Raw genomic sequence first — 13776 nt, 5'->3', positions numbered from 1 at the left:
CAAAAAGCAATTAGATTACCTGCAAATATCAGCATTAACACAATAAAATATATTTTAATTATAGTAAATTATGGCGCTTATTTGAATAGTTCTTTTAAGTATACCTTTAAAATAAAAGTTATTTTTGGCAATCATCAATATGGTGTTTTTCTGATTATACCTTATTTATGGCTTGCCTTTGCTTGGAGCGACTGTAATGCAGCAATACGCTCTTGAGCACCCGGATGCGAATCATAGAAGCGGGAATACCAGATATCGCTAACTAAACTGGCAGCATTGGTTCGATACAACTTGGTCAGTGCTTGAATTAGATCACTGGCATCGGCATATTGAGCTGCAAATCTATCCGCTTCAAATTCATTCTTGCGCGACATGATGCTACTTAATGGTGAAAAGGGAAAGGTGAAAATAGGCAAAACCAACATAAATAATAATAAAGCCATCGCATGGCTAATTTCATGCACGCCTAACCCAAGATAAAATGCCGGCTGCGGCAGCAACCAGCCCAAAATGGCTAGGATAAACAAGCTGAGTAAAAAGGTGACGATCATTTGCTTAAGTACATGTTTATGCGCAAAATGACCTAATTCATGCGCTAAAACTGCTTCTACCTCAGCCGGTTGCATGTCTTTTAATAAGGTATCGAAAAAAACGATCCGTTTATTTTTTCCCAAACCGGTAAAGTAAGCATTGCCATGTCCACTGCGCTTAGAACCATCCATAACGAAGATGCCATCGCTATGAAAGCCAGTACGTTGTAATAATTTTTCGATACGGGTGCGTAACTCTTGATCAGTTAACGGAATGAATTTGTTAAATAAGGGCGCAATCCATTTGGGAAATGCCCATAACATAATGAGTGAAAACACCATCCACACCAACCATACGGCGAACCACCATGCTCCTCCAAATATAGGATGTAGCATTAGTTTCTGCATGATGAGTAATATGATATATAACAATGGCACCCCAATTATGATAGCCAACAAACACCCTTTCAGTTGGTCTGCTATAAAAGTTTTCAAAGTCATATTATTGAAACCAAAGCGAGTTTCTAACCTAAAACTGCGATACCACGCTATAGGCCAACTCAAGACCATATTGACTAAAGAAAATAAGCCAATCAACACGATACCGTAAGCAAGGCTGTTTTTAACCCATAGTTGACTGATACGCGCCAGTAAATCTAACCCACCACCTAAAGTGAAGATTAATAAAAGTAGTGCTTGAAAGATGATTTCATAACGAGCCAACTTTTGTTTAGCCAAAGTATAGTCGGCTGCTTTTTGATGTTCAGCTAAAGTTACAGTATCAATAAATGCAGCTGGTACATGATTACGATGACTCAATACCATCTTACTTTGACGTATTGATAAGTATAATTGTCCAAATATGCTGATTACAAAAAAAACCAGAAATAAAATATATACTGTATGTGAAGAAAACTGAATCGGCATAATTCTGAGCAATGATTTAAAAATCTCATTGTAACGAAATTTTATGATCACTGCTGAATAATCGTGTGAATAACCCTGTTATATCTGGACGATAACTATAATATTTGATACGCTTTTACAGGAATTTCATCTTAATATTGCACAATTCAATTTGGCTATCATAAAGCAATAAGATTCCGCACCTAACAACAAAGCAAATCATTGAATTTTAATTTTGAATACTCGTTGAAATGAATTATTTTTATATACTATTATTTTTCTATTTTTTATGCAGTTCATGTTTTGGACAGGAAAACGACAATTCGATAACAAAGCCGCCTATCAATAAGACATACTCTATGGGTAATCACCAATATTATGAATCCATCAAGATTTTGAATTCTAAACCGGATATATTTAACAAAAAACAGTTTGATAAAGCTGCAGAATTAGGAAAGTACATTTATACAGACAATTTGGGAAATAAAGTCATTGAATCAGGTGGAGAGTATTTTAAATCAATTGGAAGAGGTGAATCTGTCTATGTACAAGTCACTATATTGAGGGAGAATCCTTTAATTTCATTATATAAAGAATTTTATCCAAATAGTATAATAAAAAGAAAGTCGCTGTATTTTTTAGATAATAATTCTATCGGTGCGACGCAACTATTTGATAAAAATGGGAAAATGATTAGAGAAATAAATGAAGATAAAAAATATAATAATATAAAATATAATGAGATTATTTCTTTTTTGATAAATGAAAATCTTTATCATGATCATTCTAAAGAGATGAGAGGAGAATTGTCTGCTACTTACATACCCAAAGTAAACAATAATCAAGATAAAAAACCATTTCAAAATAAAGATATTTGGATTATCAAGAATTTTATTTCTCCACCTACATTTGAACATATTTATTATATAGATGCTCAAACAGGAGATATATTAAGCCATCTTTATAAGGGAAAAGAACTGATACAAGATAAAAAAACTTCAAAGGTAAATAAAAACGATTAAAAAAAAGCCTTTTCAACAAAAAGGAACAGGAAAAATTTGAGTAAAAATTATTTGAAAAATATGTTCGCAAACATAACCAAGAATTTACCTGACGATTTTTTCAAGATGCTCAGAATCGATAAATAATACATAAATTGAGAAAAAATCTATTTCAATGTTTTCTATTTAGCCGTAACCATTTCAAAACTTAAAATCTCTTTCTATCATTTTTCTAATATGAATTTTTGAATTTGTAGAAAACATATGTATGGGCAGGCACTAATAAAAATTAATCGAATTATACTGTTTACATATATATTAATTTTGAAAATCTAAATAATTTCGGTTATGTAAAGAACAGGAAAGTTTGCCTCAAAATTTAAAACTTAACATTAATCAATGTCTGCAATTTACCGCGCCATTCAAGATAAATACTATTACTAAATAACAATGGAGGTTTAAAAAATTCATAGAAAGAATATGTTGACTTTAATCTATCAACCATTACAGAAAAAAGTTAAAATATTTTTTTATTGTAGATATTTAAAGACCCTTAATGCAAAACGCTAAAAATCTTGCTTGGCTTGATATGGAAATGACTGGATTAAATCCAGATCATGATCGCATCATTGAAGTGGCCATGATTATTACTGACTCTGATCTAAACGTTTTAGCTCAATCAGAAGTATATGTTATTCATCAGCCTGACAGCATTATTGACCACATGGATGCCTGGAATACGGCTACACATAATCGTACCGGATTGGTTGCCAAGGTCAAAGCTTCTACCTTGAATGAAGCTGAGACAGAGCAAAAATTATTGGACTTTATGAGTGAATGGATACCGGAGAAAGCGTCACCTATGTGTGGTAACTCCATCCATCAGGATCGTCGCTTTATGGTGCGATATATGCCAAGACTGGAAGCTTATTTTCATTATCGCAATTTGGATGTATCCACTTTAAAAGAGTTAGCCAAGCGCTGGAATCCACCAATAGCGAAAGGGGTGACGAAAAAAGGAGCTCATCAGGCATTGGATGATATTCTGGAAAGTATCGAAGAAATGGCGTATTACCGTAAATATTTTTTAAAATTACCCGAATGATTTTGTATACTGTGCTCTTGTTTTTTTCCACCCATTACTGTAATCAAAGATGAATCCTTTCTGTTCTATTAATCAGACCGCCATCTGGGCACAATTGCATCAGCACCAGCGCAGCACTCGGTTTTTACACATGCGTGATTTATTTGAACAAGATCCAGATCGCTTTGACAAAATGCATGAAAAGTTAAATGGATTGTTGCTGGATTACAGTAAAAACCGCATTACTGAAGATACGCTGACATTATTGATTGAACTTGCCAATGTAGCTGATCTTGGTGGGTGGATAGAAAAAATGCGCTGTGGCGAAAAAATCAATATCAGTGAAAACCGCCCTGTTTTGCATACAGCACTCAGACTTGAAGCCAATGCTGAGGTTTATGTTGACGGACACAATGTTGTGCCGGATATTCACGCTGAGCTGGAAAAAGCTTTTTCTTTTGCCGAATCTGTTCGCAACGGTGACTATAAGGGCGTAACGGGAGAAACGATTACCGATATTGTGAATATAGGTATTGGTGGCTCTCATCTGGGTCCTGAAATGGTCACGTTGGCTCTGCGTCCTTTTCATCAATCAGGATTAAATATTCATTATGTATCCAATGTTGATGGCGCGAATCTCATGCAAGTTTTAAAAACCATCAACCCAGCCCGAACTGTATTTATCATAGCCAGTAAATCCTTTACTACTCCAGAAACTCTTCTGAATGCGCAGGGGGCGAGACAATGGTTTTTACAACAAGGTTTTACTCAACAAGATATTGCGCGTCATTTTATTGCCATATCCAGTGCAACTGATAAAGCACAGCAATTTGGTATTGATGGCAAAAATATTTTTGCCATGTTTGATTGGGTGGGTGGGCGTTATTCTGTCTGGTCAACAATCGGCTTATCGGTGATGTGTGCAATTGGCAAAAAGAATTTTCAAGATTTTCTTGCTGGCGGAAGAGCCATGGACGAACATTTCTACCATGCGCCATTACGACATAATATACCCGTACTCATTAGCCTGATCGGCTTGTGGTATCACACTTTTTATCAAACCACCAGCCACGCCATTATTCCTTATGATCATGGCTTGCGCCGTCTGGCTGCTCATTTGCAACAATTAGATATGGAAAGTAATGGCAAGCAAGTTGGTCGTTATGGCGAGCATCTGGACTTTGATACCGGACCTGTTATTTGGGGGGAAGAAGGGGTTAACTGTCAACATGCATTTTTTCAGTTATTACATCAGGGTCCACGGTTAATTTCCGCTGATTTTATTGTACCCATCAATAGCTTTTATCACGTCAGCACCCAGCATAAAGTTCTGGTGGCTAATGCCTTCGCTCAGACAGAAGCACTGATGCACGGCAAAACACTGGCTGAAGCTTATGCAGAATTAATGCATCTGGATAATAGGCAGCGTGATATTTTGGCACCACAAAAGGTATTCCCTGGTAATCAGCCATCAAATACCTTGTTATTAGACGAAATTAATCCATTTAATCTAGGTATGCTTCTGGCAATGTATGAACATAAAGTATTTGTACAGGGTATTATCTGGGGTATTAACTCTTTTGATCAATGGGGGGTTGAATACGGCAAAGTTTTGGCAAAAAATATTCAGCCGGAACTGAGCGGGCAAGAACCGCTAAGTCATGATGCCTCTACTAATGGTCTTATTGCTTATTTTAGAAAGCATCATCATGACTCAAACTCTAATTGACATCACCACTAAACTAGATGAACTTGGACATAAAGTTACCTGCGCGGAATCCTGCACTGGCGGGTTATTAGCAGCCCAATTAACCCGATTACCCGGTAGTTCAGCTTGGTTTGAAATAGGCTATGTTACCTACAGCAATCACGCCAAAAGTCAACTTTTAAAGGTAAATGAGACCACCCTGAATCATTATGGCGCTGTCAGCGAAGAATGTGTACGTGAAATGGCACTAGGTGCTTTGATTGCCGCTAAAGCTGATTATGCTTTGTCTATTTCCGGTATTGCTGGTCCCAGTGGTGGTACTGCTGAAACCCCAGTCGGAACAGTATGGTTTGGTTTGGCGACAAAACAACGCATTAGTGCCCAACAACAACATTTCTTCGGCAATCGTGATGAAATACGGACAAAAGCGGTAGACTTTGCTTTAACACTTTTGCATCAATATCTATATCGTTAAATTAGACGTTTTTCACAGTTTCAAACCAAACCATCTTTTTTTCGAACATAGAAATAACTCAAAGCCAGTCATTTACATGACTGGCTATGGTAAATATTTCGAATTTAAATCACGGCAATGAGCTTTATTCTATGCGTTCTCCGTGAATGCTGAGATCCATGCCTTGATGCTCTGCATCACGATCAATTCGTAGACCCCCGCAGATTTTGGCAATGCCTTGCAGTAATAGATAAGTGATTACGCTGCTATAAGCAATGGTGATGACCACATCTTTAATTTGTGCCACTAACTGACTCAATATTGAAGCATCACCAGCAAAAATGGCATTGCTAAACAGGATACCCGTCAGAATTGATCCAACAATACCACCAAAGCCATGGATACCGAAAGCATCCAGAGAATCATCATAGCCAAATTTTCGCTTCAAATACACCGAGGCACAAAACGTGCCAATGGTTGTCACTGCTCCAATAATGAGCGCAGCCTGCGGTTCAACGAAACCCGCTGCAGGGGTAATGCCAACCAAACCGGAAATAGCGCCAGAGGCCAAACCTAGAGCAGATGGTTTGTGGCCAACCATTTTTTCGCACAACATCCAAGTCAATGCTCCTGCAGCTGCCGCTATCTGAGTCACTGCCATCGCCATACCAGCCGAAGCATCTGCCGCGCCTGCTGAACCAGCATTAAACCCAAACCAGCCAACCCATAACATTGCCGCACCAGTCAAAGTCAATACCATATTATGTGGTGCCATAACGTCTCGACCAAATCCAAGGCGTTTACCAATGACTAAAGATGCGACTAAACCTGCTATACCCGCATTGATATGCACTACCGTACCACCTGCAAAATCCATTACTGGTGTTTTGGATTGCGACATAAAACCACCGCCCCATACCCAATGACAAATAGGCGCATAAACCAAAATGACCCATAGCCCAGAAAATAATAATAAAACCGAAAATTTTAAACGTTCTGCAAATGCTCCGGTTACTATCGCTGTAGAAATAATGGCAAAAGTCATTTGGAAAAACATAAATACCGATTCAGGCACGGTACCCTCACCATTGACTATGGTGGTCATTTCTCTAAACTTATCCAGTCCCATGCCATGTAACAGAAAGCGGTCAAATCCCCCAATAAAACCATTGCCTGGTGTAAAAGCCAATGAATAACCAATCACCATCCAAATCACGCTAACCAGAGCAGCAATAGCAAAACTGTGCATCATGGTGCCGAGCACATTTTTTTTGCGTACCATCCCGCCATAAAACAAAGCTAAACCGGGAATAGTCATGAATAAAACCAACACAGCCGAAGTCATTACCCAAGCCGTGTTTCCACCATCAATCTGCGATAGTGGACGCCACCAGCTATTCAGATCTGCAGCCAACACAGGTAAAGGCAAGATCATCATTGCCACAGTTAGAAATTTGCTCAATTTATTCATATTCCTTCCTACTCATCAATTGTGCGATTGCTAAATGGGGTTTCGATCAGTCTCACTTGTCCGCATCCGAATCGCTTCTTCGACCGGCATGATATCGATTTTGCCGTCGCCCACTTTAGCGGTTGCCACCGAATTTCTACTTACTTCGACAACACATTCAAGTCACTCATCTGGGAAAGTAATTTCAATTTAATTTTGCGGAGAAAATCGACAGCATATTCGGCACCACGATAGATTTCGGTAAGACCCTGTTGATGTCCAAAACCTTTTACTGCACCAAGCGTCATCGCCTGCACACACCTATTTCTGTAAGAATTTCCCGTATATCATCTAAATTAACCGTTTTAATCATTGCCGAAATTTTTTCGATCCCAAAGATGATTATTTACTCAGTTAAGCTGATCCCATCCACATGAAACGGATTGATCCGGTAAAGATCCCAACTCTGTCCTAACCATATCCATTTTTCGCATGGTGAACAAACCTTAAAGGTTTTTAAGGTAATTGCAAAGTTGCATCAAAATTTTTGGTGTATCAAACGACATTTCCAGCTAAACAAAGAATCCAGAATTGATATCAACTTAAATATATTTAAATTAAGTATTATCTAATAAATGAACTATTTAATGCTCTCTTTTCACCTAATTCCCATGTTAAGCCACACTTAACTCTACTGGTCTTTACATATGAAATTCAGATAGTGAATTTATGGCAAGCTTGATGATGATCGGCGTCACTTTAGAAATACGGATGAAACCCATTCCAGTCAACCCTTAAGATTGTGCTGCCTGCACACTAAATAAGACTGCATTCAGGTATAATATCAGCATAATTTTTCCTTTTTTCGCCATCGACGTTCAATAAAAGGGATGTATGCCAACTTATAATCGTGATGAAATTGTCATTCAAGGAATGACCTTAAATAATAAACGTTTTCGTCCCAGTGACTGGGCAGAACGTTTATGTGGAATTCTGTCTTCTTTTGATCATGGACATCGTCTTAGTTATCACCAATGGGTACGTCCTGTTCTCATACAAGAAATTCGCTGCGTATCCATTGATAAGCAACTTCAACAAATTAGTCCTGCAGCATTTAAATTTCTGTTGGATTTTGCCAGAGACAATGATTTACGTGTTATAGAGGGCGAAGATTTTCTTTCAAAACCGCAAAAGTATCAAATGGTAGAAAATAGAGAGCCTTTACCATGCAGCGATACGCCCCAAAAAAACAAGATCGAACCCGTCTCACCAAACACTTTTTCCTCAGAAAGTGAATCAATATTTTGGCGCGAATTAGATGTAACAGAATCCAATATAGCTTTCACCGCGTTTCAACAACAATATGCCAATTTGCATGATATGGCACAGTTTGAGCAATTACTTTTATTGCAGCAAGCACAAGGATACAGATTGATTGGTGTATTTGAAAAAGATACACAAAATGCGGTTGCTGTATGCGGCTATAGAATTTATGCAGATTTTTATAGTGGGCATTATCTTAAAATTGACGATATTGCAGGATACCATTGCAGCCTGACTGATCAGCATATCAATCTGATTTTATCTGCATTACAACAGATAGCTGTAAAGGAACATTGCAGTGCCATAATGGCAAGCACAACAATCGCTTTAGACAACCCATTGCATCATTTTTATCTGAAACATGGATTTAAGCTGTTTAGTCATCAATATAGTTTGTCTATTTCTTCAACATGATTTAAATATCAAAAAGATTGATTTAGTTCACTTGGCTGAATTAATCATGTAGATTCACTATAATGCTAAAAACTCTGCGTTGAGCCGCCTTTTATATTTAAACATGGCGGTGATTATTATTCTTTAACGAACAAATTGCAAAATATTCATTCAATACAATGATTTAATTCTGACTAATGCTAAGTCATTATCCTTGCAGAAAATAGGGTCATTTTTATTGTATAGTTAAAAAAAACTGCACGAAATCTCAATTCGTGCAGTTTCATTATTCAAGCTCAATTTACTCGGCATCTGCCAAATAGCCACGCAATTTTTGCATCGCCTTGGCTTCAATCTGACGAATACGTTCTGCTGACACGCCATATTCACCAGCCAGATCATGCAGGGTCAAACCACCATCATCACCCAGCCATCGGCTTTCAACAATATGACGACTACGATCATCCAGCTTAGCCAACGCTTCCTGCAAACCTTCTGTCTGCAAAGCATAATGCGCCTGCTTGGCCAATACTTGCGTTGGTTCAGAAGAACTATCTGTTAACCAATCAATTGGAGCAAAATTATCATCGTCGTCATTTTCTGCCAGTAAAGAAACATCTTTACCGGTCATACGCTGCTCCATTTCCATGACTTCGGAAAGTTTAACACCTAAATCGTCTGCAATAGACTGCGCTTCTTTATCGCTTAACGCTGACATGGATTTACGCATACTGCGTAAATTGAAAAATAATTTTCGCTGCGGTTTGGTGGTCGCCACGCGTACTAAGCGCCAGTTGCGCAAGATAAATTCATGTATTTCTGCTTTAATCCAATGTACTGCAAATGAAAACAGACGTACACCGCGGCTAGGCTGAAAACGTTTTACCGCCTTCATCAAACCAATATTGCCTTCCTGAATCAAATCTGCCTGATTCAGACCATAACCATCATAACCCCGTGCAATGGAAACCACCACACGCAGATGTGACAAAATCAATTTCTTTGCTGCCTCAAGATCCCCTTCAATCTGACGAATAGCCAAATTCTGCTCTTCATCAGGAGTAAGCATCGGAATATTATTTACAGTATGGATGTATTGCTCCAAACTGCCGTGTCCAGTCGGCACGGGTAATGCAAAAGCTTTATTCATGCCTATCCTTTCTGTGTGTACCTGATGGTTAAATTAACTATCCGGTTGTAACAACCTCAAAGTCGATTCAACAATCAAGTGAGTAATTCATTATTGTAGTCAGATCAATAATGTACTTCAATCATTATTTTTCATCCGTATTTATTTGGTAAAATTGAGTATAAATACTTAATACAATAAATATATGATAGTTATACCATAAATTATGTCTTTTTGATACGGAAACGACCATAAAGCCAAAATACCGTCAAAAATAACAAACAAGTTATGGCCATTGGCCAACTACTGCCCATCCGCATATATGGAGTTAGTCCCTGATAGCCTTCAATTTTACCTTCAAGGACTGCCTCAATATCCGGTTCTAGTTGTGCAACAACCTCACCTTTTGGATTGATAATTGCAGTCATTCCTGTATTAGTAGCACGCACCATATAACGACCGGTTTCAAGAGCTCGTGCTTGAGATTGCTGTAGATGCTGCTGCATAGCATGTGACTTTCCATACCAAGCCATATTACTGATATTAGCCAACATACTGGATTGTTTTGCTGCTGCGATCAGCTCATCACCAAAACCATCTTCATAACAAATATTGAAACCAACTCGCTGATTAGCCAATTGCAATGGAGCTTGTGCAGACCCGCCTACTGAAAAATCTGCTAAAGGAATATCCATACGTTGGTATAACCAGCCCAGCATATTGGGTAATGGAATATATTCACCGAATGGTACCAAGTGGTTTTTGGCATAAGAAGGCGGTTCTGTTTGTGCTGCTGCGGTAAGATTGACTACCGCATTTAGATAACCCTTGCCATCCGCAGTATACTGAGGAATGCCGACGGCTAAAGCCGATCCATGTCGATTAGCGGTCTGCACAAATAAATCCAGATCCTTGGGTGACATATCTTGGCGCATAATTGGTATTGCCGTTTCCGGCAGGATCACAATATCGGCCTGCGTAGAATCAACCTGATCAAGATAACGCTGTAAAGTCCGTTGTAAAGAATTTTCATTCCATTTTAATGTTTGTTCAATATTACCCTGCCCTAAAGCTACTGTAGCCTGTGTACCATCTGGCTGAGTAAAATTGTGCTGTAACAATAAAGCTCCGACAGTCCACAGTGCGACCAAACTAATTGCAAAACCTATTTTTGCTCGTTTTTTTGGGTTTAAATATAACATTGCCAACCATGCAGCGGTTGCAGCCGTCACTAAGGTAACCAAGAAAATACCACCAACAGGGGCATAACCCGCTAATGGGGAATTTGCTATCTGGCTATAGCCTAATGCGCCCCAACCAAAACCTGTTAATGCTCGTTCGCGGACAAACTCTGCTAGGGTCCACAACAGCGGAAACAAGATGGCATAACGTATGCTGACTGAGACTCTGAACTTCCCTAATAGCCAAAACACTGCAGCCGGATAAATGGCCAGATAGGCTGGCAAGAGCAAAGTTAACGGCAGTGCAAGATACTGAGGTAATCCAGCGATATCATGTAAAGCAGTATCGACCCAATATAATAAGGACGTATATGCTGTTAATGCCCAAAAATAAGCCGAACGAATACGCCATTCAGGTCTAATAGCTTGATAAACCAGCAATTCAGCCAAGAATAGTGGTAAAAGCCAATAGTGATAATAAGGTGCAAAAGCCAATGGCACCATTACCGCAGACAATATCAAAGACGGCCAGTAAAACCACCCCTTACTCAACATCATATATAAAGGATGCTGCTCAGTTATATTTGGTGTATCTGTCACTCAATCTCCATTATTGTGAATTGATTTTAGTCATTCTCTACATTGATCAGTAGGACCCAAATAAAGGACGGACTAATCATTTATAATATCATTAAACCTTAATATTTGATTTTGCATAATATTCCGTTGCCACCAGGTGATGCAATCAGATTAAGGTTAATTCATTTGCATATTTATATGCCATTTTAGCAAAGATCTTTACGATAGTTCTGATTAGTTTTCTTGCTTTATGGTGACCATCAAAGTCTGCAATCGTCGCGCATCGGCTCGGGCAACGGTAAAATTCAATTTGCCAATGGTAATTTTTTCTCCACGTACCGGCATGTGCCCTAACTCTTGAATAACCAATCCACCAATAGTATCAACTTCATCATCAGAGTAGTTGGTACCAAAAAATTCATTGATACTGGCAATTTCTGTCACGGCATTGACTCGAAAACGCTCTGCCGATACGGCAAAGATATTATCAGCACTATCATCCTCATCAAACTCATCTTCAATATCGCCGATAATCGGTTCGATGACATCCTCAAATGTAACCAAACCTGAAGTACCTCCATACTCATCAACGACGATAGCCATGTGATTGCGCTGTTCGCGAAAATCTTTTAAAAGTATATTTAAGGATTTACTTTCCGGTACAAAAACGGCCGGTCTGAGAATCTGATCTAATTGAAATTGCTCTGCCCGTCCCCAGTACTTCAAAAAATCTTTGGCATGTAAGATGCCCAGAATTTGATCTTTGTCTTCTCCAATTACCGGAAAACGTGAATGAGCCGTATCAACAATATAAGCAATGATCTTATCTGTAGAATCATCGATTTTAATCACATCCATTTGACTACGGGTGATCATGACGTCACGCACTTCCATATCTGAAAAATCCAAAACATTTTTCAGATATTGCAAAGTATCTGCATCAAATACCTGCCGTTCATGTGCTTCACGCAGTGTTTGCAAGACATCATCTTCAGTGTCTGGTACTTCACCTGCGATACGGTTAACTAAGCGTTCAAAAAAACCTGGTTTCGACGAACTATCGTCCATATTTAATATTCATCCTGTGCATAGGGATTAGGGTATCCTAACTGATCCATGATACGAATTTCAAGAGCTTCCATTAATTCCGCTTCATCATCAGTGATGTGATCATAGCCCATCAGATGCAAAACACCATGTACAGTCAAATGAGCATAATGAGCCATCAATGGTTTATTTTGTTCTGCCGCTTCTTTTTCAATGACCTGAGGGCAGAAAATCAGATCACCATGTAATACATTTTTACTTGCATGGTACACAGCTTCACCTTCATTCAAGGCAAAACTGAGAACATTTGTTGCATAATCTTTTTGTCGATATTGACAGTTTAATTCACGTGCAGCTTCTTCATTATATAAAAGCACAGCTATATTAGCGTAATAAAATTTATTTTTACATGTCTGCCAAATCCAGTGTCGAAACTGTTTTTGATCAGGCACATGTTCACGATGGCTAAAATTATCGACACTTAAGTTTAAGACTTGTTCTAAATGTTCTAAAAAAAATTTCTTCTTGGCGATCTTCATTTAAATGACATAGCTATGAGTAATAAAATGATTTAATCTGATGAATTAAATTAGCTCGAATAATATACGCAATTTTAATATCAATTCAATTTATTTTTTTGCAATAATGATTAAAGATAAAAATGGAAATACTCCACTGATTTTAGCTTTAAACCATTCAATATTATATGCAAGAAAGCATAGTTTTCAAATTAATCGCAATTTTATCAAAAACAAAAAAGGGTTCGAGATAGTCTACAAAAGTAATATCGGTCATGGCTGCTGGGCTGAACGCCCAAGTATGAATTTTTCAAACAGCCATTGAAGATATGAATATCACAAAAAAATCTAAAAATTCCTCTTATTCGTTAAAAGATGGAAGTGGTCTGTCTTTGCATATAGAACCCAATGGCGCAAACCTTTGGCTTTCGCCTTTACTGGCAAGGTACGCAGCAACGCATTTCCTTTGGTAC

11 protein-coding genes and 1 pseudogene are annotated in these 13776 nt (G+C 38.2%); 5 read left to right on the top strand and 7 right to left on the bottom strand.

From position 1 onward, the window contains the following. Positions 1 to 161: 161 nt before the first annotated feature. A complete protein-coding gene (locus J3U68_RS00595) occupies positions 162 to 1355 on the bottom strand; it encodes a M48 family metallopeptidase (protein WP_416384647.1) in 1194 nt (397 codons plus the stop codon). A 440-nt stretch (positions 1356 to 1795) separates the two neighbouring features. On the opposite strand from J3U68_RS00595, the gene J3U68_RS00590 reads away from it, so the two are divergent. From J3U68_RS00590 to J3U68_RS00575, 4 genes are all read left to right on the top strand, one after another. Then, the gene (locus tag J3U68_RS00590; RefSeq protein WP_267373319.1) at positions 1796 to 2458 is read left to right on the top strand and encodes a hypothetical protein; all 663 of its coding nucleotides are present in this window, start codon (positions 1796 to 1798) and stop codon (positions 2456 to 2458) included. A gap of 535 nt (positions 2459 to 2993) precedes the next feature. Continuing rightward, the gene (gene orn / locus J3U68_RS00585; protein WP_267373318.1) at positions 2994 to 3542 is read left to right on the top strand and encodes an oligoribonuclease; all 549 of its coding nucleotides are present in this window, start codon (positions 2994 to 2996) and stop codon (positions 3540 to 3542) included. 49 nt (positions 3543 to 3591) lie between these two features. Next, the gene (gene pgi, locus J3U68_RS00580; protein ID WP_267373316.1) at positions 3592 to 5250 is read left to right on the top strand and encodes a glucose-6-phosphate isomerase; all 1659 of its coding nucleotides are present in this window, start codon (positions 3592 to 3594) and stop codon (positions 5248 to 5250) included. Continuing rightward, the gene (locus J3U68_RS00575; RefSeq protein ID WP_267373315.1) at positions 5231 to 5704 is read left to right on the top strand and encodes a CinA family protein; all 474 of its coding nucleotides are present in this window, start codon (positions 5231 to 5233) and stop codon (positions 5702 to 5704) included. The genes pgi and J3U68_RS00575 overlap by 20 nt, the downstream gene beginning before the upstream one ends. 124 nt (positions 5705 to 5828) lie before the next feature. On the opposite strand, the gene J3U68_RS00570 is transcribed toward J3U68_RS00575, so the two are convergent. Both J3U68_RS00570 and J3U68_RS00565 read right to left on the bottom strand, forming a co-directional pair. After that, positions 5829 to 7154: an ammonium transporter gene (locus tag J3U68_RS00570; protein ID WP_267373313.1), complete on the bottom strand. Its 1326-nt coding sequence runs from the start codon at positions 7152 to 7154 to the stop codon at positions 5829 to 5831. 30 nt (positions 7155 to 7184) lie between these two features. After that, positions 7185 to 7524 (bottom strand): annotated as a pseudogene (locus J3U68_RS00565) (P-II family nitrogen regulator). A 503-nt stretch (positions 7525 to 8027) separates the two neighbouring features. Here J3U68_RS00565 and J3U68_RS00560 point away from each other — a divergent pair. After that, positions 8028 to 8870, top strand: a complete 843-nt coding sequence (locus tag J3U68_RS00560; protein ID WP_267373311.1) for a DUF3579 domain-containing protein — start codon at positions 8028 to 8030, stop codon at positions 8868 to 8870. A 280-nt stretch (positions 8871 to 9150) separates the two neighbouring features. On the opposite strand, the gene rpoH is transcribed toward J3U68_RS00560, so the two are convergent. The 4 genes from rpoH to ybeY form a co-directional block, all read right to left on the bottom strand. Beyond that, entirely contained in the window at positions 9151 to 9999 is an 849-nt protein-coding gene (rpoH, locus tag J3U68_RS00555) for an RNA polymerase sigma factor RpoH (protein WP_267373309.1), read from the bottom strand. A 203-nt stretch (positions 10000 to 10202) separates the two neighbouring features. Continuing rightward, a complete protein-coding gene (gene lnt / locus J3U68_RS00550) occupies positions 10203 to 11717 on the bottom strand; it encodes an apolipoprotein N-acyltransferase (RefSeq protein WP_267376170.1) in 1515 nt (504 codons plus the stop codon). Positions 11718 to 11972: 255 nt separating this feature from the next. After that, the gene (locus tag J3U68_RS00545; RefSeq protein ID WP_267373307.1) at positions 11973 to 12806 is read right to left on the bottom strand and encodes an HlyC/CorC family transporter; all 834 of its coding nucleotides are present in this window, start codon (positions 12804 to 12806) and stop codon (positions 11973 to 11975) included. Positions 12807 to 12808: 2 nt separating this feature from the next. Further along, positions 12809 to 13324 (bottom strand): rRNA maturation RNase YbeY, encoded by a 516-nt coding sequence (gene ybeY, locus J3U68_RS00540; protein ID WP_267373305.1) that lies wholly within the window; start codon positions 13322 to 13324, stop codon positions 12809 to 12811. Between the last annotated feature and the right edge of the window lie 452 nt (positions 13325 to 13776).

Source organism: Snodgrassella sp. B3882 (assembly GCF_026535915.1).
Lineage (GTDB): Bacteria > Pseudomonadota > Gammaproteobacteria > Burkholderiales > Neisseriaceae > Snodgrassella.
This window is presented reverse-complemented; position numbering and strand designations above follow the sequence as displayed.